The organism is Micromonospora wenchangensis, assembly GCF_002210435.1.
GTDB classification, from domain to species: domain Bacteria; phylum Actinomycetota; class Actinomycetes; order Mycobacteriales; family Micromonosporaceae; genus Micromonospora; species Micromonospora wenchangensis.
Map to the genome: position 1 here is coordinate 1 of NZ_MZMV01000060.1, position 19076 is coordinate 19076.

Genomic DNA, 19076 nt, shown 5'->3' on the forward strand with positions numbered 1-19076 from the left:
GGCGGGCCGGAGCTGGTCGAGGCCCGCACCTACCGGTTCGACGCCCACCACACCTTCGAACACGCGGTACGCCTGCAGTACCGCCCGGCGCAGGAGGTGACCGACGGCCGGTCCCGGGACCCGGTGGAGATCCAGGGCGCCCGGCTGTCGACGGTCGACCGGGAGGCGATCGACGCCGAGGTGGAGGCGACCCTCGACGCGGCCGTCGCGTTCGCCCTGGCCGGCCCCGAACCGGACCCGGCCGGTGCGCTGGACCACCTGTACGCCAGTGGGCTGACCGCCCGGGGAGGCTCCTGAGATGCCACGGCTGTCGTACCGCAAGGCGCTGACCCGGGCACTGACCGACGAGATGACCCGGGACGAGTCGGTGTTCCTGCTCGGCGAGGACATCCGGGTGGGCGCGTCCAACGTCACCCCGGGCCTGCTCAAGCGGTTCGGGCCGGACCGGGTGCTGGACACCCCGCTGTCGGAGCAGGCGTTCACCAGCTTCGCCACCGGGGCGGCGCTGGCCGGGCTGCGGCCGGTGGTGGAGTTCCAGATCCCGTCCCTGCTGTTCCTGGTCTTCGAGCAGATCGTCAACCACGCGCACAAGTTCCCGATGATGACCGGCGGGCAGTGCTCGGTGCCGGTCACCTACCTGGTGCCCGGCTCCGGTTCCCGCACCGGCTGGGCGGGGCAGCACTCCGACCACCCGTACTCGCTGTTCGCCCACGTCGGGATCGTCACCGTGGTGCCGGCGACCCCGGCCGACGCGTACGGGCTGCTGGCCTCGGCGATCCGGCACGACGACCCGGTGGTGGTCTTCGCCCCGGCCGCCGCGCTGGAGGTCCGCGACGACGTCGACTTCGCCACCCTCGCCCCGGTGCCGCTGGGGCGCGGGGTGGTCCGTCGGGCCGGCGACGACGTCACCGTGGTCGCCGTCGGGCACCTGGTGCACGACGCGCTGGCCGTCGCCGACGACCTCGCCGACCAGGTGTCGGTGGAGGTGTTCGACCCGCGCACGATCTACCCGTTCGACCTCGACGGCCTGCTCGACTCGGTGTCCCGCACCGGCCGGCTGGTCGTCGTCGACGACTCCAACCGGTCCTGCGGCATCGCCGCCGAGATCATCACCTCGGTGCTGGAACGGGTGCCGCTGGTCGCGCCGCCGCGCCGGGTCACCCGGCCGGACGGCGCGGTGCTGCCCTTCGCGCCGGTGCTCGACCGGGCCGTGCAGCCGGGCCGCGAGCAACTCACCGCCGCCATCCAACTGACCATGAAGGACAGATCATGACCGATCCGAACTACCCCTGGCCCGAGGCCGGTCAGGCGTGGCGCGAGCTGCCGGAGACGGCCCGTACGGCGATGGTGGCCGGCGGGGCCGCCGCCTGGCGGGAGATCTTCTACGGCTGTGCGACGTACAACAAGCAGTGGCGGCTGGCCCGGCCCCCGGTCATGCCGGCGGACGCGTTCCGCGAGCTGAACGAGGTCTGCGACCGGATCGCCCAGCTCATCCTGGACGCCTGCCGGCGGCGGGCCCGCACCGCCGGGGAGCTGCGCGAGCTGCTCGGGGTGCCCGAGGGGGCGACGCGGCTGCTCGACGAGTCCGAGGAGCTGTCCGAGGAACTGCTCGCCGCGTACCGGCCCGACGTGCTGATCTCCGGCGGGGTGCCGAGGATCGTCGAGTACAACATCGACAGCAGCCTGGGCGGCGGTTTCGACGCCGACACGGTGGTCCACCGGTACGCGGCACTCTACCGGGAGCAGGGCATCCTCGACGGGCTGCCGGTACGGCCGGCCCCGTCCCTGCTGGACCAGCGGTTCGTGGCGATCCGGGACGGGCTGTCCCTGGCCGACGGGGCCCGGGTGGCGCTGCTGCTCGACTTCGACGCCGACTACCCCGGTCTGGAGACCCCCGACGACTTCATCAAGATCCTCTCCCCGCTGGTCGACCAGGCCCGCCGGTTCGGCATCGACCTGGTGATCGCCCCGGTCGGCACGGCCACCCTGGACGACGCCAAGCGGCTGGTCGTCGGTGGCGCGCCGGTCGACGCGCTGTTCCGCCTCTTCGTACCCAACCGGGTCACCCCGAGCGCCGGCCTGGACGCGGTGGCCGGGGCGCTGCACGCCGGCACCCTGCCGATGTTCGTCAGCACCGCCGCCTGGCTGCTCGGCAACAAAATCAACTTCGCCTGGCTCTACGAGGACCTGGACCTGCTCTCCGCCGACGACCAGGCCCTGATCCGCCGGTACGTGCCGCACACCGTGGCGTTCACCGCCGCCGAACTGAGCCGGGCCCTGGCCGACCGGGAGAACCTGGTGGTCAAGCCGGCCGACGGCTCGGCCGGCCACGGGGTGCTCATCGGCCGGGAGATGGGCGACGCGGAGTGGGCCGAGGGCCTGCGCGACGCCCTCGACCGGGGTGGCGACATCCTCCAGCGGTACTGGCCCGCCGACCGGGTGGAGATGGACTTCGTCCAGATCGAGACCGGCGAGACGGTCACCGCCGAGGTGCCCTACAGCATCGCCCCGTACCTGTTCGGCCGCACCGGCTCGGGCGCCCTGGCCCGGGTCGGCTTCCCCGGCTGCGACGAGGTCCTCAACCTGGCCCGGGGCGTCCTGCTCACCGGCATCCTCCTCACCGACTGACCCACCCGCTCCTTACCCCCGCCCGCCGCCCCTCCCACCCCCGCCCCGGTGATCAAGAGCTTTGCGTCATCTGATCGCGCAGTCGTGACGCCAACTTCTTGATCACCGGGGGCTGGCCGGGCCGGGGTGCGGTGATCAAGAGGTTCGCGTCGTCTCCCGGCCGGCGGGTGACGCGAACCTCTTGATCGACCCCGCCAGGGGCGGTGGGGTGGGTGGGCGCAGGGGGTGGGGGTGTCAGGGGTGGGTGCCGAGGTGGACGCCGAGGCGGCGGATGGTCTCCGCGGCGGCGATGGCGTCGCTGCGGGCGCTGCCGTGCCGGCCGTCGCTGCTGTACATCGACGGGTCGGTGCCGGCGGGATGGTCGGTCAGGTGCACGTGCAACGCTCCCAACCGGTCGGCCAGCCGGCCGGTACGCGAGGACAGCAGCCGCATCCGGGCGCCCAACCCGGGCCGCAGCGCCGCCGGGACCGCCGGGCTGTGCGACACGTCGAACATGCCCACCGTGATCACGTCGGCCCCGGCGTCGCGCAGCGCCCCGACGATCGCGGTCAACTCGGTGTCCACCGCGTCCGGGTCGAACGCCGTCCGGAAGGCGTCGTTGCCGCCGCAGACCACCAGCGCCAGGTCGGGGGAGAAGGCCAACGCCCGGTCGAGTTGCCCGGCCCGGACCTGTTGCGCCCGCAGCCCGCGCCGACCCAGGTTCAGGTACGCCAACCCGGGCCGCACCGCCGACAGTTCGGCGGCGATCCGGTCGGCCCACTGCACGTCCGGGTAGCCCTCGACCGGCTCGCACATCCCCTCGGCGACGCTGTCGCCGACCACCACGAACCGGTGCCACGGATGGTCACGCAGCAGCGCGGCACTCTCCCCCTCACGCAGGCAGTACGGATCGGTGGCCTCGGTCAACGTCGATGACATGGCCGGGAATGTAGCCGACCGTGCGGGTGCCGTCGATCACACCGACCCCTCGGATCGCCTGGTGGTCGTCCAGGTGCGCCGACCAGCGCCGGCACCGCCTCCGCCGGCCCTGCCCCCGCCGGTCCGCGCTGGTCGGGACCCCGGTGTTCGGCAACACAGTGGCGGTGCGGCGTCACCGGCATCGACCCGGGCGTCTCAGGTGCCCCGGCAGGGCGCCTCGGCGGCCGTCCGGCCACAGGTGGCCAGGCTGCACCAGCGTCGCATCCCGGTGTCGTCGAGAAAGAGCCATCCGCAGCGGGGGTCCGGGCAGACCCGGACGGTGAGCCGACGCGGATCGGCGAGCAGTTCCGCGGCGCTCCACGCCGCCGCGTGCACCGGCAGTCGCAACCCGGTCGCCGGATCGGGCCACCACCGTCCCCGCCCGTCGGCCTCCCGACGGAACACCAGCGTCCGCGCGGCCTGTTCGGCGTACCGGGCCACCGCGTCGAAGGCCGGTCCGTCGGCCGGGTCGGTGAGGCAGGCGTACAACCGGGCCCGCAGCGTACGCACCTCGTCCAGGACCACCGCTGCGCCGGCCGGATCACGGCGGCCCAGCTCGATCAACCGGCCCACGGTCGGGTCGTCGACCAGGCCGGCGTGCCCGGTCCACACCGCGAGCGTGCGGTAGCCGCGCAGCCACTCGGCCCCCGGCACCGGCGGTTCGTGTCGCCAACCGGCGAACGTGTTGCAGAACTCCAGGGCCGGGTGCCCGCCGACGCCCCACGGCAAGGCCTCGCCGCGCACCCGTACCTCGTAGACCGGCCGGTCCGCCCGGTCCAGCCGGTGGTCGGCCCGGAGGATTCCCCGGTGCACCTCGCGCAGCCGGGCCCCCGGTTCGACCCCGATCTCCTCGACCAGGGTGCGCCGGGTCCGCCGGTACAGCACCAACGCGTCCGTCTGCCGGCCACCGCGGTACAGCGCGGTCATCAACGTCGCCACCAGTTCCTCCCGGCCGGGGTGCCGGGCCACCAGCGGGGTCAGCTCGATGACCACCCGGGTGTGCTGGCCGAGCGCGAGCCGGGCCGCCGCCCGCAGTTCGACGCCGGTCAGCCGCAGGTCCTCGATCGGACCGGCCAGCCGGTCGCGTAGCTCGTCGTCGGCGGTGTCGGCGAGCAGCGGCCCGCGCGGCAGGGCCAGCGCCCGGTCGAGCAGTCGCACCCGCTCGGCCGGGTCGGTGCTGCCACCTGCCCGGTGCACCAGCCGGGCGAGTTCGGCCACGTCCACGGTGTGCCCGTCGTCGTGCACCAGGTAGCCGTCGCCGCCGGTGGCGATCCGCACCCGGTACGGTCCCAGCGCGGCCCGCAACCGTCCGATGTAGGTGTGTACCGCGCTGCGGGGCCGAGGCCGGTGGTCGGTCCGGCCAGAGCAGGTCGATGAGCCGGTCGGTGCCGACCAGGTGTCCCACGTCGAGCAGGAGCAGCCCGAGGAGGCACCGTTCCTGGCGGCGGACCCCGAGATCGACGACGACGCCCTCCTGGCGGGCCTGGAACGGGCCGAGCAGACGGAACTCCATGCCGCTGAGACCACCTGGCCGGCCCGATCGGTTGCCGCCGCCGTGGTCACCGACTCCCCGGGCGGAACCGGGACGGCCACCGGTCACGGATCGTCACCGGCATCCCGCCGTCGGCGTCGGCGAGGTCGCCCGCCACCCGCCCACCGGGGCGGCTCGGTGACCGTCCGGGTCGTCGGGCGCAACCGTGGACGGTGTCCGGTGAGCCGGTGGTCAGCGGCCCGCCGGAGGCGGATCGTGCTCCTGCGCCGACCCTGCCCGGGCGGTCAGCCGGTGGTGAGGACGGCCGGTGACCCTGGACCGGACGACGACGAGGAGATCGGAGTGCCCATGCGCTTGACGACGAGACTCGGTGCCGCCCTGACCGCGGTGGTGCTGGCGGGGACCGTGCCGACCGCCCCGGCGGCGGCCGGCGCTCGCCCCACCGGAGGCTGGGTGCCGGCCCCGCAGGAGGAGTTCACCCTGCCGGCCGGGGCCCGCTGCGCGTTCGGCATCCGGGTGGCGGCCGAGGTCGACGAGGTCCGCAAGCTGGTGCTGACGACCGCCCCGGACGGTTCGCCACGCCGGGAGCTGTACACCGGCGCGCTGATCGAGACGGTGACCAACACCGACACCGGGGCCGTCACCCGGGTGGACGCCAGCGGCACCTCCCTGGTCAGCTACGCCGCCGACGGCACGATGACCTGGTACGTGACCGGCCCGGTGCTGCTCGGGTTCCGGGACGACGCCGGCTCGTTGCCGAAGGGGTTGTGGCTGATCGACGGTCAGTTCGTCGTCCGGTTCACCGCCGACTACGACAAGACCGTCACCATGCTGCACGGCACCACCCACAACGTCTGCGACGACCTGGACTGACGGTGGGCCGCGCCCGGCCGGTCCCTGGCGGCCTGACCGTCAGACCGGGTCGACGGCCGCCGGTGGGGGTGCCGGCCGGCCCATCCGCAGCGGCCCGGCGACCAGCGGCGCCACGGTCAGCACCGCGCACACCACCGCCATCACCAGCAGCGCCGGTCGCAGCCCGAGGGCCGCCACCGACCAGCCGCCGACCAGCGCCCCCACCGGCAGCCCGACGAACGCCAGCGAGCCGGAGATCCCCAGCACCCGGGTCTGCAACGCGTCCGGCACCCGTTCGTACAGTGCCGCGCCGAGCAGCGGGTTGACCGCCGCGATGCCGACCCCGGACAGGAACGTCACCACCAGCACCACCACCAGGTGGTCGGTCAGCGCCAGCACCAGCAGCCGGGGCGCGCCGCTCAACGCCGCCCCGGCCGCGAAGACCAGGGTCCGGGGCAGCCGGGGGCCGAGCATCGTGAAGACCAGGTTGCCGAGCAGCGCGCCACCGCCGAACACCCCGAGCACCAGGCCGAACCCGGCCGGGTCGCCGAACTCGTCGCGGACCCACAGCGGCACCCACACGGCGGTGTTGGCGGCGGCGAACATGTTCAACGCGGAGACCACCACCAGCATGGTCAGCAGCACCCGGTCGGTACGCAGGTAGCCGAAACCGGTGCGCAACGCCTGGAAGTAGCCCTCCCGGGGGGTGGCGGGCGCGTCGCTTTCGGGCGGGCGCACCAGCACCCCGACCAGCAGCGCGCAGACCGCGAAGGTGCCCGCGTCGATCCAGATCGCCCGGGTCACCCCGACCCAGTCGATGAGCAGGCCGCCGATGACCGTGCCGAACAGCGCCACCCCGCGCGCCAGCCCGTCGTAGGCGGAGGTGAGCCGGATCAGCTCCACCCCGGCGCGCTGCGCGGCCGGCCGGAACATGACGTGCTTGACCCGGTCGCCGATGCCGCGCAGCCCGCCGGCCACCGCGACCAGGGCGACGAGCGCCCCGAAGCCGAGCCACGGGGCCAGCGCCACCACCGCGATCACGGCCGCGCTGGCCGCGTCCACCGTGATCGAGGTACGCCGCACCCCGAACCGGTCCGCCCACGGCGTCGCCAACGAGCTGGACAGCATGTACGGCAGGAACTCGGCGGCCGCGACGATGCCCATCTTGGCCGGGCTGCCGGTGGTGGTGAGCACCAGCCAGGGGATCGCGATCACCGAGATCCGACTGCCCAGGTTGGAGATCAGGTCGGCGGCGACCAGGGTGACCAGTTCCCGCCGGGCGGCCCGCCGCCCGGGGTCGACGTCGACCGGCGGACCCGGGTCGGCGTCGCCGTCGGTGGCCGTACGGGGGCCGGTGTCGGCGTCGGCGGTCACGACGGGCTGCCGACCGGGTCGGCGGCAGCGCTGGCGGCGTACCGTTCCCGCAGCGCCCGCTTGTCCACCTTCGCCGACCGGTTCAGCGGCAGCGCGTCGACGAACTCCACCGCACCCGGCGCCCAGGTGTCGCTCAGCTCGGTGGTGACCAGGTCGATCAGCTCCGCCCCGGTGACCGTCGCCCCCGGCGTCGGCACCACGTACGCGTACGGCAGCTCCCCGGCGACCGGGTCGGGCACCCCGATCACCGCCGCCGCGCGCACCTGCGGGTGCCCGGCGAGGACGTCCTCGATCGGCCGGGAGTAGATCGGCCAGCTGCGCTGCCGGGTGAGGATGCGGTCCTGCAACCGGTCGACGAGGTAGAGGAACCCGTCGTCGTCGAGGTGGCCGATGTCGCGGGTGCGCACCCAGCCGTTGACGAGCGTCTCGGCGGTCAGCTCGGGCTGACCGTGGTAGCCGTGGAAGCTGAGTTTCGTCCGCACCCACACCTCACCGTCGGTGCCGGCCGGCAGCACCCGCCCGTCGGCGTCGCGGATCTCCACCGTCACGTCCCCGTACGGCCGGCCGCAGGAACCCAGCCGCTCCGGGTGCGCCGGGTCCTCGGTCAGGCCGGGCTGGGCGCAGATCACCACCGCCTCGCTGAGGCCGTACACGATGCGCAGGCACGGGCCGAACCGGGCGATGGCCTGGCGCAGCCGGGCGGGCGCGGCCGGTCCCGCGCCCACGTTGAACATGAACATGGCGGAGAAGTCCGCGCCGGGCAGGGCCGGGTGGTCGAGCACCTCGTAGAGCATCGGCGGGGTGACGAAGGTGGAGGTGAGCCGCTCGGCGTCCACGGTGGCGACGAACGCGGCCGGGTCCCACTGCTGACGCAGGAAGAGCACCCCGCCGGTGAACAGGTTGAACAGGGTGGTGATCTGCCCGCTGGCCAGCCACATCGGGGAGTGCGACAGGTGCCGCAGCAGCGGGAGGCCGGCAGCGCGGAAATCCGCCGCCAGGGCCAGCACCTGCCGGTAGAAGCTCTCCCGGTGGTGCACCAGCTTCGGGGTGCCGGTGGTGCCGCTGGTCTGCAGGAACGACTCCGGCACCGGCACCCGCGCGGGCAGCTCGACCGGCGCGGCGTCGCCGGTCAGCTCGACGCCCAGCCGCAGCACCGGCACGCCGGGCAGCGAGGCGGCGATCTCCCCGCCCAACCCGTCCGGGGCGTACGCGTGGTGCACGAACACGTCGGGGCGGGCCAGCCGGACGAACTCGTCGATCTCCCGCCGGGAGGTGACCGGGGCGATCCACATGCTCCGGCAGCCGAGCAGGTGCAGGGCGAGCTGCAGCAGCGGGCCCTCCACCGCGTTGCCGAGCATCACCAGCACCGCCGCGCCGGGACGTACCCCGTGGCCGGTCAGGGCGTACGCCAGCCCGTGTACCTCGGCGGCGACCTGCGGGTAGGTCAGCCGGCGGCCGTCGCCGACCAGCGCCTCCCGGTCGCCGAACCCGGCGAACAGCGCCAGCGCGTCGTGCACGTAGGTGGTGGATCGGTCGGCCCCGTCGGTCATCGCACAGCCCCCAGCTCGATGCGGCGGGTCGCCGGCGGCCCGGTGGGACCCGCCGTGGCGACCGGCCGGGTTGGCGTCCGAGCAGGTCACAGCCCGGCCCGCGACGGGGGTGCGCGCCATGGGCGACCGCACCGCCGCCGCTAGCGAGCCTAGGCCGGCCGCCTCGCCCGGGGACAGAGCCGAACGGCGAGGGGCCGCCCACCATGGACATTTGATCATGTCTATCGGGTTGATTGACGCCTGTCAGACGTCACGGCTAGGTTTCTGGACCATCGTCCGGGCGGTGCCGTCAATGGGCGCCGACCTCGGGCGGCCCAACATGGAGGTTCAATGTCGACCCCGAAGAGATGGCAGGTCATAGCGTCCGCGGCCGTGTTGCTGGTCGTGGGCGCCCCGGCGGTGGTGGCCAGCGCCGGTCCGTCCGACTCCGACACCGCCGCGGCAGCCGCCCGGCCGCAGTGGGCGGGTACGTGGGCGGCGGCGGTCACCCGCGGCAACACCGTCGGGCTGACGAACACCGGCCTGAACAACCAGAGCATCCGGATGACCGTGCGCACCACCGTGGGTGGGGAGCGGCTGCGGGTCCGGCTGAGCAACCTCTACGGTGAGCAGGCGGTGCAGGTGGGGCACGCCACCGTCGCCCGCCCCAACACCGCCACCCTGACCGACCGGTCGGACATCCTGCCCGGCACCGTGCGGGAGCTGAAGTTCGGCGGGTCCACCTCGGCGACCATGAACAAGGGCGCCGAACTGCTCAGCGACCCGTTGACCTACGCGGTCGGCGAGCAGGAGGATCTGGTCGTCACCCTGCACTTCCCGGTGCTCACCGGGCCGGTCACGTTCCACGGCCAGTCCAAGGTCACCACCTTCATCGGGGCGAACGACCTGACCACCGCCGCCGACGGCGCCGGCTTCACCATCCGCCCGGACTGCTGCTGGATGTTCCTGTCCGGCATCGACGTGCTGCGCCAGCAGAGCCCCGGCGCGGTGGTGGTGCTCAGCGACTCGATCGGTGACGGCAACGGCAGCACCGTCAACGCCAACAAGCGCTGGCCGGAACTGCTCGCCGGGCGGCTGGTCGCCGCCCGTCCCGAGGTGCGCACCCCCGGGGTGCTCAACCTGAGCCTGGCCGGCAACCGGCTCAACCACGAGGGCACCGAGCCCGGCGCGGGCGGCTTCCCCGGCTACTACGAGCTGGGCCCGAACGCGCTGGCCCGGCTCAACGAGGACGTCTTCCCGCAGACCGGCGTGAAGACCCTGGTGACCCACCTCGGCATCAACGACATCTGGATGTCCGACGATTCCGCCGACCGGATCATCACCTCGCTGCGGCAGATCAACAAGCAGGCCAAGGCGCGCGGCCTGCGCAGCCTCGCGGTCACCCTCACCCCGTACGAGGGGCACGGCAACCCGGGGGTGTGGACGCCCGAGAAGGAGACCACCCGGCAGGCGGTGAACACCTGGCTGCGGGGCCCGGGAGCGGCCGAGTTCGACGGGCTGCTCGACTTCGACGCGGTGCTGCGCGACCCGGCCCAGCCGAGCCGGCTGCTGCCCGCGTACGACGCCGGTGACCACATCCACCCGAACGACGCCGGCAACCAGGCGTTGGCGGACGCCGTACCCCTTCGACTGCTCGGTCTGTGACACCGGTGGGGCGGCGGGGGTGACCCGTCGCCCCCCGGTCATTTCCTGGGGAGGAAGCACCATCGTGGACGTCGACGAGATCCTGTCCGGTCTCTACAGCGAGGCCGGCCGGCAGGACCCCTATCCGTGGTACGCGGCCCTGCACGAACACGGGCCGATCAGCGTCATCCCGAACCGTCCGGAGCACAGCACGGTCACCGCCGTGGCCGTCGGCTACGACCTGGTCGACCAGGTGCTGCGCGACCCGGAGTGGTACAAGCAACCCCCACCGGGTTGGGAGGAGCAGGAGATCCTGCGCACCTTCCAGTCTTCGATGATGTTCGTCAACCCGCCCGACCACGGCCGGATGCGCGGCGTGTTCTCCCGCACCTTCACCCCGCGCCGGCTCGGCGCGCTGGAACCGGTGATCGTCCGGGTGGTCGACACCCTGCTGGACCGGATGGCCGACGCCGGGGCCGACGGCTCCGAGGTCGACTTCGTCGCGGACTTCGCCTACCCGGTGCCGGCGCTGGTGATGGCCGAGTTCATCGGCCTGCCCGAGAGCGAGCTGGCCTGGTACCGGCAGCGGGTCGACTGGATCGACGAGTTCCTCGACGTGGCCGGCAAGACCCCGCAGCGGCTGGCGCTGGCCAACCAGGCCGCCGAGGAGCTGCGGGCGCTCTACCGGGACCTGATCGCGCACCGTCGCCGCCAGCCGGGTGAGGACCTGATCTCCGGGTTGGTCGAGGCGTTGGACTCCGGCGAGGTCGACCTGACCGAGGAGGAGTTGATCAGCAACCTGATCGTGCTGTTCAACGCCAGCTTCGTCACCACCGTCTACATGTTCAGCAACGGCCTGCCGGTGCTGCTGGAGCACCCGGACACGGTGGCCGCGCTGCCCGGCGACGAGACCCTGGCCCTGGGCTGCGTCGACGAGGTGCTGCGGCTGCAGAGCCCGGTGCACTTCCTGGCCCGCGCCGCGCCCCGCGACACCGTGCTGGGTGACGTGCCGGTCGCCCGGGACGAGAACGTCCTGCTGATCATCGCCGGGGCCAACCGGGACCCCCGCCGGTTCCCCGGGCCGGACCGGTTCGACCCGCGCCGCGACGGCCCCCCGTCGCTGGCCTTCGGCGTCGGACCGCACTTCTGCCTCGGCGCGGCCGTGTCCCGCCTGGAGGGCCGGATCGGCCTGCCCCGGCTCTTCGCACGGTTCCCCCGGCTCGCGGTCAGCCAGCCGGCCGACTACAGCGGCAGCCTGTTCCTGCGCGGCATCGACAAGCTCTTCGTCACCACCGGCGGATAGGAGCCGATCCCATGTCCCTCGACCCCCAGGTGGTGGCCTACCGGGCCGCGCGGGCCGCCGCCGGCACCCCACCGCTGTACACCCAGACCCTCGCCGAGGCCCGCGCCGCCGACCTCGCCGCGATCCGGGCCGGCGGCGGCGACGTCGAGCCGGTCCACGAGGTACGTGACACCACCGTCCCCGGCCCCGACGGGGACCTGCGGGTCCGGGTGCACCGGCCGGCCGGGGACGGGCCGCTGCCCACCCTGGTCTACTTCTTCGGCGGCGGGTGGACGTTGGGCAGCGTGGAGACCGCCGACGGGATCTGCCGCCGGCTCGCCAACGCCACCGGATGCCAGGTGGTGACGGTCGGCTACCGGCTCGCTCCCGAGCACCCGTTCCCGGCGGCCGTGCTGGACTGCTACGCGGCTACCCGGTGGCTGGCCGGGCACGCCGCCGAACTGGGCGTGGACCCGGACCGGCTGGCGGTGGGCGGGGACAGCGCGGGGGGCAACCTGGCGGCGGCGGTGACCCTGCTGGCCCGCGCCGAGGGCGGCCCCCGGCTGGCCGGGCAGCTGCTGGTCTACCCGAACACCGACCAGCGGGCCGCCCCCCGCCCCGCCGACGACCAGGATCCGTTGCTGTTCAACAGGCACTCGGTGGACTGGTACCGGGGTCACTACCTGGCCGACCCGGCGGACGCGGCCGACCCGCTGGCCTCGCCGCTGCTCGCCGACGACCTGTCCGGCCTGCCGCCGGCCCTGGTGGTCACCGCCGAGCACGACCCGCTACGCGACGAGGGGCAACGGTACGCGCAGCGGCTGCGGGAGGCCGGCGTGCCGGTGCGGGCCACCTGCTATCCCGGCATGATCCACGGGTTCTTCGCCATGCCCGGGGTCTTCGACGCCGGTCGACGCGCCCAGGACGAGGCCGCCGCCTTCCTCCGGGAGGTCTTCGGGCTGCCCACCCCGCCGGCCGACGCCCCGCTCACCGCCACCGTGGGGGACGAGCGGTGACCGTCGGGGAGGTCGACCGGCCGGTCAGCCTGGCCGACTTCGCCGAGCTGGCCCGGCGGGCGCTCCCGGCCGGGGTCTGGGACTTCGTCGGCGGGGGCAGCGGGGTGGAGACCACGCTGGCCGCCAACCGGGCCGCCCTGGACCGGGTCGCCGTGCTGCCCCGGGTGCTGACCGGGGTGGAACGTCCCCGCACCGACGCGCCACTGCTCGGCCGACAGCAGGCGATGCCGGTGGCGGTCGCGCCGATGGCGTACCAGCGGTTGCTGCACCCGGACGGCGAGCCGGCGCTGGCGGCGGCGGCCGACGCGGCCGGGGTGCCCTACGTGCTGAGCACGTTGAGCAGCACCCCGGTCGAGGAGGTCACCGCCGCCACCACCGGGCCGGTCTGGTTCCAGCTCTACTGGCTGCGTGACCGGGGGCTGGTCGCCGACCTGCTCGACCGGGCGCACGCCGCCGGCTGTGCGGCGTTGATGGTGACCGTCGACGTGCCGGTGCTCGGACGGCGGCTGCGCGACGTGCGCAACGGCTTCGCGTTGCCGCCGGAGGTGACCGCCGCCAACCTGCCCGCCGGCCGGGACGACCTGGCCCACGCCGGCACCCCCGGCGTGTCGGCCATCGCCGCGCACACCGAGGCCGCCTTCGCTCCCGCCCTGACCTGGGCGGATCTGGCCTGGCTGCGGGAACGCACCCGGTTGCCGCTGCTGGTCAAGGGGGTGCTCGACCCGCGTGACGCGGTCCGCGCCGCCGACGTCGGGGTGGACGCCGTGGTGGTCTCCAACCACGGCGGCCGGCAGCTCGACGGGGCGCCGGCCACCGCCACCATGCTGCCCGAGGTGGTCGCGGCCGTCGGCGAGCGGATCGAGGTGCTGCTGGACAGCGGGGTACGGTCCGGCACGGACGTGCTGCGCGCGCTCGCCCTCGGTGCGACCGGGGTGCTGCTGGGCCGCCCGATGCTGTGGGCGCTGGCGGCCGGCGGGCGGGCCGGCGCGCAGGCCGCCCTCGACCTGCTCGCCGTGGAGTTGCGCGACGCGTTGACCCTGACCGGCTGTGCCGACCCGGCGCAGGCCCGGCGGCTGCGTACCCTGACCGGAGGCTGACCCGTTGGAGCATCTGGTGGACCTGGACCTGGCGACCCTGCACCCGGCGGTCGACGACCCGGCGCTGAACTCGATGAACTTCCTCAACGAGGTGTCCCAGCACTGGCCTGACGCGGTGTCGCTGGCGGCCGGGCGGCCGTACGAGGAGTTCTTCGACGACGACGCGCCGGGGCGCTGGCTGGACCGGTTCCGCCGGCACCTCGCCGACGACCTCGGGCAGACGCCCGAGCAGGTTCGCCGCACCCTGTTCCAGTACGGCCGGACCAAGGGGATCATCCACCACCTGATCGCCCGCAACCTCGCCGTCGACGAGGACGTCCACGTCGACGACGAGGCGGTGGTGGTGACCGTCGGCTGCCAGGAGGCGATGCTGCTGGTGCTGCGGGCGTTGCGGGCCGGCCCGACCGACGTGCTGCTCGCCGTCGCCCCGACGTACGTGGGGTTGACCGGGGCGGCCCGGCTGGTGGAACTGCCGGTGCGGCCGGTGGCCGGCGGCCCGGCCGGGGTGGACCTGGCCGACCTGCGGGCGCAGGTGCACCGGGCCCGGGCGGCGGGCCTGCGGCCCCGGGCCTGCTACGTGATGCCCGACTTCGCCAACCCCTCCGGCACCAGCATCGGGTTGGCCGACCGGCAACGGCTGCTCGACCTGGCCGTCGAGGAGGACCTGCTGCTCATCGAGGACAACCCGTACGGGCTGTTCCCGGCGGGGGACGCCGACCGGGTGCCGACGCTCAAGGCGTTGGACACCCGGCGGCGGGTGGTCTATCTCGGCTCGTTCGCCAAGACGGTGCTGCCCGGGGCGCGGATCGGCTACCTGGTGGCCGACCAGCGGGTCGGTGGGGTCGACGGGGCGGTGGGGTTGTTCGCCGACCAGCTAGCCAAGATCAAGAGCATGGTGTCGGTGAACACGTCGCCGCTGGCCCAGGCCGTGATCGGCGGGGCGCTGCTGGAACACGGCTGTTCGCTGGTCGCCGCGAACCGGCGGGAGCGGGCGGCGTACACCCGTAACCGGGACCAGCTCCTCGCCGGCCTGCGGCGGCGTTTCCCGGCCGGCTCGCCGGTGCGCTGGAACACCCCGGCCGGGGGCTTCTTCGTCGTGGTCACCGTCCCCTTCCCGGTGGACGACGCGTTGCTGCGCCGCTCCGCCGAGCGGTACGGGGTGCTCTGGACCCCGATGGCGCACTTCTACGACGACGGCCGCCCGGTCGACGCGTTGCGGCTGTCGGTCAGCGCCGTCACCCCGGCGCAGATCGACCTCGGCCTGGACCGGCTGGCCGCGCTGATCACCGACGAGTTGACCCGCGCCGCGATCCCGGCCGGCTGACCGCCGCGTCCCGGCCGGCGCCGGCTGCGGCCCGGCGGAACCGGCCCCCACCCGGTGTCGCCGAACCGCCACCCCCCGTGCTGCGCGGCGGCCGGGGCGGTGGCCATAATGGACGCATGGTCGCTTGGGAGTACGCCCTGTTGGTCCGCCGTTACCAGGGACAGGGACGCCAGTTCCACGTCTCGTTCGTCTGGTACGGCCCGGACGGCTCACGCACCGACGTCACGGCGTACGGCGACACCGCTATCGCCCACCTCAACCGGGTCGGCCGGGAGGGCTGGGAGCTGGTCTCCGCCGCCGAGGACGTCAACAACATCCAGGGCAGCACCGAGGTCCACCGCTACCACCTCAAGCGCCCCCTCACCTGATCCCGGCTCCCCGTCGGTCAGGAGGTTCCGCCACCGGAACCTCCTGACCGCACGTGGGTCGGGCCGGGTCAGCCCAGGTCGACGGTGGGGTAGAGGGGGAAGCCGGCGAGCAGATCGGTGGCCTGCTTGCCGACCGAGTCGGCGACCGCCGGGTCGAGCACGTACTTGGCCTTCGACGGGGTGCCGTCGGCGTTGGCCCCCGGCGTGGTCTGGCTGAGCACGGTGTGGATCAGCTCGGCGGTGGCGTCCATCTCGGCGGTGCCGAGGCCCCGGGTGGTCAGCGCGGGGGTGCCGATCCGGATGCCCGAGGTGTACCAGGCGCCGTTGCGGTCCTGCGGGACGGCGTTGCGGTTGGTGACGATGCCCGAGTCGAGCAGCGCCTGCTCGGCCTGCCGGCCGGTCAGGCCGTAGCCGGAGACGTCGAGCAGCACCAGGTGGTTGTCGGTGCCGCCGGTGACCAGGGTGGTGCCCCGGCGCAGCAGCCCCTCGGCGAGGGCCTGGGCGTTGTCGACGATCCGCTGTGCGTAGTCGGCGAAGTCGGGCCGCCGCGCCTCGGCCAGCGCGACCGCCTTGGCCGCCATCACGTGCGGCAGCGGACCGCCGAGCACCATCGGGCAGCCCCGGTCGACCTGGTCGGCCAGCTCCGGGCCGCAGAGCACCATGCCGCCGCGCGGGCCGCGCAGCGACTTGTGGGTGGTGGTGGTGACGATGTGCGCGTGCGGCACCGGGTCGAAGTCGCCGGTGAAGACCTTCCCGGCGACCAGGCCGGCGAAGTGCGCCATGTCGACCATGAAGGTCGCGCCGACCGAGTCGGCGATCTCCCGCATGATCCGGAAGTTCACCTTCCGCGGGTACGCCGAGTAGCCGGCGACCAGGATCAGCGGCCTGAACTCCCGGGCCGCCTCGGCGACCCGGTCGTAGTCGATCAGGCCGGTGGCCGGGTCGGTGCCGTAGCTGCGCTGGTCGAACATCTTGCCGGAGATGTTCGGCCGGAAACCGTGGGTGAGGTGCCCGCCGGCGTCCAGCGACATGCCCAGCATCCGCTGGTCGCCCAGCTCGCGGCGCAGCGCGAACCAGTCCGCCTCGGTCAGGTCGTTGACCTGGCGTACCTGGGCCTTCTTCAGGGCGGGGGACTCGACCCGGTCGGCCAGGATCGCCCAGAAGGCGACCAGGTTCGCGTCGATGCCCGAGTGCGGCTGCACGTACGCGTGGCTGGCCCCGAACAGTTCCTTGGCGTGCTCGGCGGCGAGCGCCTCGACCGTGTCGACGTTCTGGCAGCCGGCGTAGAAGCGGCGGCCGACGGTGCCCTCGGCGTACTTGTCGCTGAACCAGTTGCCCATGGTCAGCAGGGTCGCCGGGGAGGCGTAGTTCTCGCTGGCGATCAGCTTCAGCGACTCACGCTGGTCGGCCAGTTCCGCGCCGATGGCGTCGGCCACCCGGGGCTCGACCGCCCGGATCACCTCGAGCGCGCTGCGGAAGGCGGTGGACTCGGCGTTGCGCGACATGCGACCTCCAGGTGACGTGCGGAAGGCCCAGGCGCTCGGCGTGCGTCCTCATGACGGGGCCGCTTCCCGATGGTGCTCCATCCCCACGCGCCAGTCACGGCCCGCCGACGATCCTACCGGGTGGCCGGCGGGCCCTCCGGAGCACCTCCGGCGGGCTGCCGGCCGGAGGGTTGACCGGCCCGATCCGGGGCAATGCAGACGCAGGGGACATCCGGGCGGCGGAACCCACCGAGGACAGGAGCGGGCATGAGCGCACCCACCACCGGACGACCGCTGGCCGTCGTGACCGGGGCCTCCAGCGGCATCGGGTACGAGCTGGCCGGCGAGTTCGTCCGACACGGGTACGACGTGGTGATCGCCGCCGAGGACGCCGGCATCACCGAGGCGGCCGACCACCTGCGCCGCGACGGTCAAGCCGAGATCCGGCCCGTCCAGGTCGACCTGGCGACCTTCGACGGGGTGACGGCGCTGGTCGAGGCGGTGGACGCGACCGGCCGGCCGGTCGACGCGTTGGCGGTCAACGCCGGCCGTGGCGCGGGTGGGGCCTTCGTCGGCGACACCGACCTGCGCGACGAGCTGAACATCATCGACGTGAACGTGACCTCGACGGTGCACCTGGCCAAGCGGATGCTGCCCGGGATGGTCGACCGGGGTGCCGGCCGGGTGCTGTTCACCTCGTCGATCGCGGCCACCATGCCCGGCCCCTACCAGGCGGTCTACAACGCCTCCAAGTCCTTCGTGCAGTCCTTCGCCGAGGCGCTGCGCAACGAGTTGAAGGAGACCGGGGTGACGGTGACCGCCCTGATGCCCGGCCCGACCGGGACGAAGTTCTTCGATCGTGCCGACATGGGCGACACGAAGGTCGGCGCGGACGACAAGGACGACCCGGCGACGGTGGCCGCGCAGGGCTTCGCGGCGATGATGAAGGGCGAGGAGAAGGTGGTCGCCGGCTCGCTGAAGAACAAGGTCCAGGCGGCGGCGGCCCGGCTCACGCCCGACCGGCTCAAGGCCGAGCAGCACCGTCGGATGGCCGAACCCGGCTCCGCCGACTGACGGCGGCGGTGCTCCCCGCGCGCACCGCGCCGGGTGAGCTTCTGCGTACGATCGGCGGATGCTGGGGGAGGACACCGAGGGCAGTCTGGTCGCGATCAGCGACCTGCACGTCGGGTACAAGGAGAATCGTGCCCTGGTCGAGGCGTTACGGCCCGCCTCGCCACGGGACTGGCTGATCGTCGCCGGTGACGTGGCGGACACCGTCGCCGACATCGAGTGGGCGCTCGGCACGCTCGCCGAACGCTTCGACACCGTCATCTGGGCACCGGGCAACCACGAGCTGTGGACCCCGCCGGCCGACCCGGTGACCCTGCGCGGGGTGGACCGCTACGAGCTGCTGGTGCGGCGGTGCCGCGAACTGGGCGTGGTCACCCCCGAGGACGACTACCGGGTGTGGCGGGGGCCGGGCGGCCCGGCGCTGGTGGCCCCCCTGTTCCTGCTCTACGACTACAGCTGGCGACCGCCGGGGTTCGACACCCGGGAGGCGGCGCTGGCCGAGGCGTACCGGACCGGGATCGTCTGCACCGACGAGTTCATGCTGCACCCCGACCCGTACCCGAGCCGGCAGGAGTGGTGTGCGGCCCGGCTGGAGCAGACCGCCCGCCGGCTGGACGCCCGCGACCCGCAGCTGCCCACCGTGCTGGTCAACCACTGGCCGCTGGACCGCCACCCGACCGAGGTGCTGCGCTACCCGATCTTCGCCCAGTGGTGCGGGACGGAGGCGACGGCCGACTGGCACCGCCGGTTCGCCGCCACCACCGTGGTCTACGGGCACCTGCACATCCCCCGGACCACCTGGAAGGACGGGGTGCGGTTCGAGGAGGTCTCGGTGGGCTACCCCCGGGAGTGGCGGCAACGCAGCGTGCCCCCCGGGCGGGTACGGCAGATCCTGCCCGCGCCCACCGGTGCGCCGGCGCCGCTGTGGTGAGGTCGCCGGGCTGGTCAGCCCCCGATC

16 protein-coding genes, 1 pseudogene and 1 riboswitch are annotated in these 19076 nt (G+C 73.7%); of the genes and pseudogenes, 12 read left to right on the forward strand and 5 right to left on the reverse strand.

All coding sequences use genetic code 11. The annotated features are described in order from the left end of the window. From B5D80_RS26290 to B5D80_RS26300, 3 genes and pseudogenes are all read left to right on the forward strand, one after another. Positions 1-297 (forward strand): annotated as a pseudogene (locus tag B5D80_RS26290) (thiamine pyrophosphate-dependent dehydrogenase E1 component subunit alpha); the annotation flags it as partial. 1 nt (position 298) lies between these two features. Continuing rightward, a complete protein-coding gene (locus B5D80_RS26295; protein ID WP_088646635.1) occupies positions 299-1273 on the forward strand; it encodes an alpha-ketoacid dehydrogenase subunit beta in 975 nt (324 codons plus the stop codon). Continuing rightward, the gene (locus tag B5D80_RS26300; protein WP_088646636.1) at positions 1270-2628 is read left to right on the forward strand and encodes a hypothetical protein; all 1359 of its coding nucleotides are present in this window, start codon (positions 1270-1272) and stop codon (positions 2626-2628) included. The genes B5D80_RS26295 and B5D80_RS26300 overlap by 4 nt, the downstream gene beginning before the upstream one ends. A 234-nt stretch (positions 2629-2862) precedes the next feature. Here the strand turns inward: B5D80_RS26300 and B5D80_RS26305 are convergent, their stop codons facing one another. Continuing rightward, on the reverse strand, positions 2863-3546 hold the full coding sequence (locus B5D80_RS26305; protein ID WP_088646637.1) for an SGNH/GDSL hydrolase family protein: 684 nt from the start codon (positions 3544-3546) through the stop codon (positions 2863-2865). A 195-nt stretch (positions 3547-3741) separates the two neighbouring features. After that, a complete protein-coding gene (locus tag B5D80_RS26310) occupies positions 3742-4890 on the reverse strand; it encodes an AfsR/SARP family transcriptional regulator (RefSeq protein ID WP_245854991.1) in 1149 nt (382 codons plus the stop codon). A gap of 535 nt (positions 4891-5425) precedes the next feature. On the opposite strand from B5D80_RS26310, the gene B5D80_RS26315 reads away from it, so the two are divergent. Further along, complete coding sequence (locus tag B5D80_RS26315; RefSeq protein ID WP_088646638.1) at positions 5426-5950, forward strand: hypothetical protein; 525 nt, start codon at positions 5426-5428, stop codon at positions 5948-5950. A gap of 39 nt (positions 5951-5989) precedes the next feature. Here the strand turns inward: B5D80_RS26315 and B5D80_RS26320 are convergent, their stop codons facing one another. Both B5D80_RS26320 and B5D80_RS26325 read right to left on the reverse strand, forming a co-directional pair. Further along, positions 5990-7198: an MFS transporter gene (locus tag B5D80_RS26320; protein WP_088646665.1), complete on the reverse strand. Its 1209-nt coding sequence runs from the start codon at positions 7196-7198 to the stop codon at positions 5990-5992. Positions 7199-7299: 101 nt separating this feature from the next. Next, on the reverse strand, positions 7300-8853 hold the full coding sequence (locus B5D80_RS26325) for a class I adenylate-forming enzyme family protein (protein ID WP_088646639.1): 1554 nt from the start codon (positions 8851-8853) through the stop codon (positions 7300-7302). A gap of 357 nt (positions 8854-9210) precedes the next feature. Here B5D80_RS26325 and B5D80_RS26330 point away from each other — a divergent pair, with 357 nt between their 5' ends. The 6 genes from B5D80_RS26330 to B5D80_RS26355 all read left to right on the forward strand — a co-directional run bounded on the left by B5D80_RS26330 (position 9211) and on the right by B5D80_RS26355 (position 15563). Next, positions 9211-10497, forward strand: a complete 1287-nt coding sequence (locus tag B5D80_RS26330; protein ID WP_211291657.1) for an SGNH/GDSL hydrolase family protein — start codon at positions 9211-9213, stop codon at positions 10495-10497. A 61-nt stretch (positions 10498-10558) separates the two neighbouring features. Continuing rightward, positions 10559-11779, forward strand: coding sequence for a cytochrome P450 (locus B5D80_RS26335; RefSeq protein WP_211291658.1), 1221 nt, complete (start codon positions 10559-10561; stop codon positions 11777-11779). Between the two features lie 11 nt (positions 11780-11790). Further along, entirely contained in the window at positions 11791-12774 is a 984-nt protein-coding gene (locus B5D80_RS26340; RefSeq protein ID WP_088646642.1) for an alpha/beta hydrolase, read from the forward strand. Then, the gene (locus B5D80_RS26345; RefSeq protein WP_088646643.1) at positions 12771-13871 is read left to right on the forward strand and encodes an alpha-hydroxy acid oxidase; all 1101 of its coding nucleotides are present in this window, start codon (positions 12771-12773) and stop codon (positions 13869-13871) included. Before B5D80_RS26340 ends, B5D80_RS26345 begins: the two co-directional genes overlap by 4 nt. Positions 13872-13875: 4 nt before the next feature. After that, the gene (locus tag B5D80_RS26350) at positions 13876-15195 is read left to right on the forward strand and encodes an aminotransferase-like domain-containing protein (RefSeq protein WP_245854992.1); all 1320 of its coding nucleotides are present in this window, start codon (positions 13876-13878) and stop codon (positions 15193-15195) included. A gap of 116 nt (positions 15196-15311) precedes the next feature. Then, positions 15312-15563 carry a hypothetical protein gene (locus tag B5D80_RS26355; protein ID WP_088646644.1) on the forward strand — a complete coding sequence of 84 codons (252 nt, stop codon included), beginning with the start codon at positions 15312-15314 and terminating at the stop codon, positions 15561-15563. A 68-nt stretch (positions 15564-15631) separates the two neighbouring features. Here the strand turns inward: B5D80_RS26355 and B5D80_RS26360 are convergent, their stop codons facing one another. Then, entirely contained in the window at positions 15632-17068 is a 1437-nt protein-coding gene (locus B5D80_RS26360; protein WP_088646645.1) for a glycine hydroxymethyltransferase, read from the reverse strand. Positions 17069-17086: 18 nt separating this feature from the next. Further along, positions 17087-17176: riboswitch (ZMP/ZTP riboswitch) on the reverse strand. A 138-nt stretch (positions 17177-17314) separates the two neighbouring features. On the opposite strand from B5D80_RS26360, the gene B5D80_RS26365 reads away from it, so the two are divergent. Together B5D80_RS26365 and B5D80_RS26370 are read left to right on the forward strand one after the other, a co-directional pair. Continuing rightward, the gene (locus B5D80_RS26365) at positions 17315-18121 is read left to right on the forward strand and encodes an SDR family NAD(P)-dependent oxidoreductase (protein WP_088646646.1); all 807 of its coding nucleotides are present in this window, start codon (positions 17315-17317) and stop codon (positions 18119-18121) included. 58 nt (positions 18122-18179) lie between these two features. Continuing rightward, positions 18180-19049, forward strand: coding sequence for a metallophosphoesterase family protein (locus B5D80_RS26370; protein ID WP_088646647.1), 870 nt, complete (start codon positions 18180-18182; stop codon positions 19047-19049). Positions 19050-19076: the final 27 nt, after the last annotated feature.

Coding starts and splice junctions, on each gene's coding strand:
- B5D80_RS26315 (WP_088646638.1), top strand. CDS start 5,426: ATGCGCTTGACGACGAGACTCGGTGCCGCCCTGACCGCGGTGGTGCTG.
- B5D80_RS26300 (WP_088646636.1), top strand. CDS start 1,270: ATGACCGATCCGAACTACCCCTGGCCCGAGGCCGGTCAGGCGTGGCGC.
- B5D80_RS26355 (WP_088646644.1), top strand. CDS start 15,312: ATGGTCGCTTGGGAGTACGCCCTGTTGGTCCGCCGTTACCAGGGACAG.
- B5D80_RS26340 (WP_088646642.1), top strand. CDS start 11,791: ATGTCCCTCGACCCCCAGGTGGTGGCCTACCGGGCCGCGCGGGCCGCC.
- B5D80_RS26365 (WP_088646646.1), top strand. CDS start 17,315: ATGAGCGCACCCACCACCGGACGACCGCTGGCCGTCGTGACCGGGGCC.
- B5D80_RS26295 (WP_088646635.1), top strand. CDS start 299: ATGCCACGGCTGTCGTACCGCAAGGCGCTGACCCGGGCACTGACCGAC.
- B5D80_RS26360 (WP_088646645.1), bottom strand. CDS start 17,068: ATGTCGCGCAACGCCGAGTCCACCGCCTTCCGCAGCGCGCTCGAGGTG.
- B5D80_RS26325 (WP_088646639.1), bottom strand. CDS start 8,853: ATGACCGACGGGGCCGACCGATCCACCACCTACGTGCACGACGCGCTG.
- B5D80_RS26305 (WP_088646637.1), bottom strand. CDS start 3,546: ATGTCATCGACGTTGACCGAGGCCACCGATCCGTACTGCCTGCGTGAG.
- B5D80_RS26370 (WP_088646647.1), top strand. CDS start 18,180: ATGCTGGGGGAGGACACCGAGGGCAGTCTGGTCGCGATCAGCGACCTG.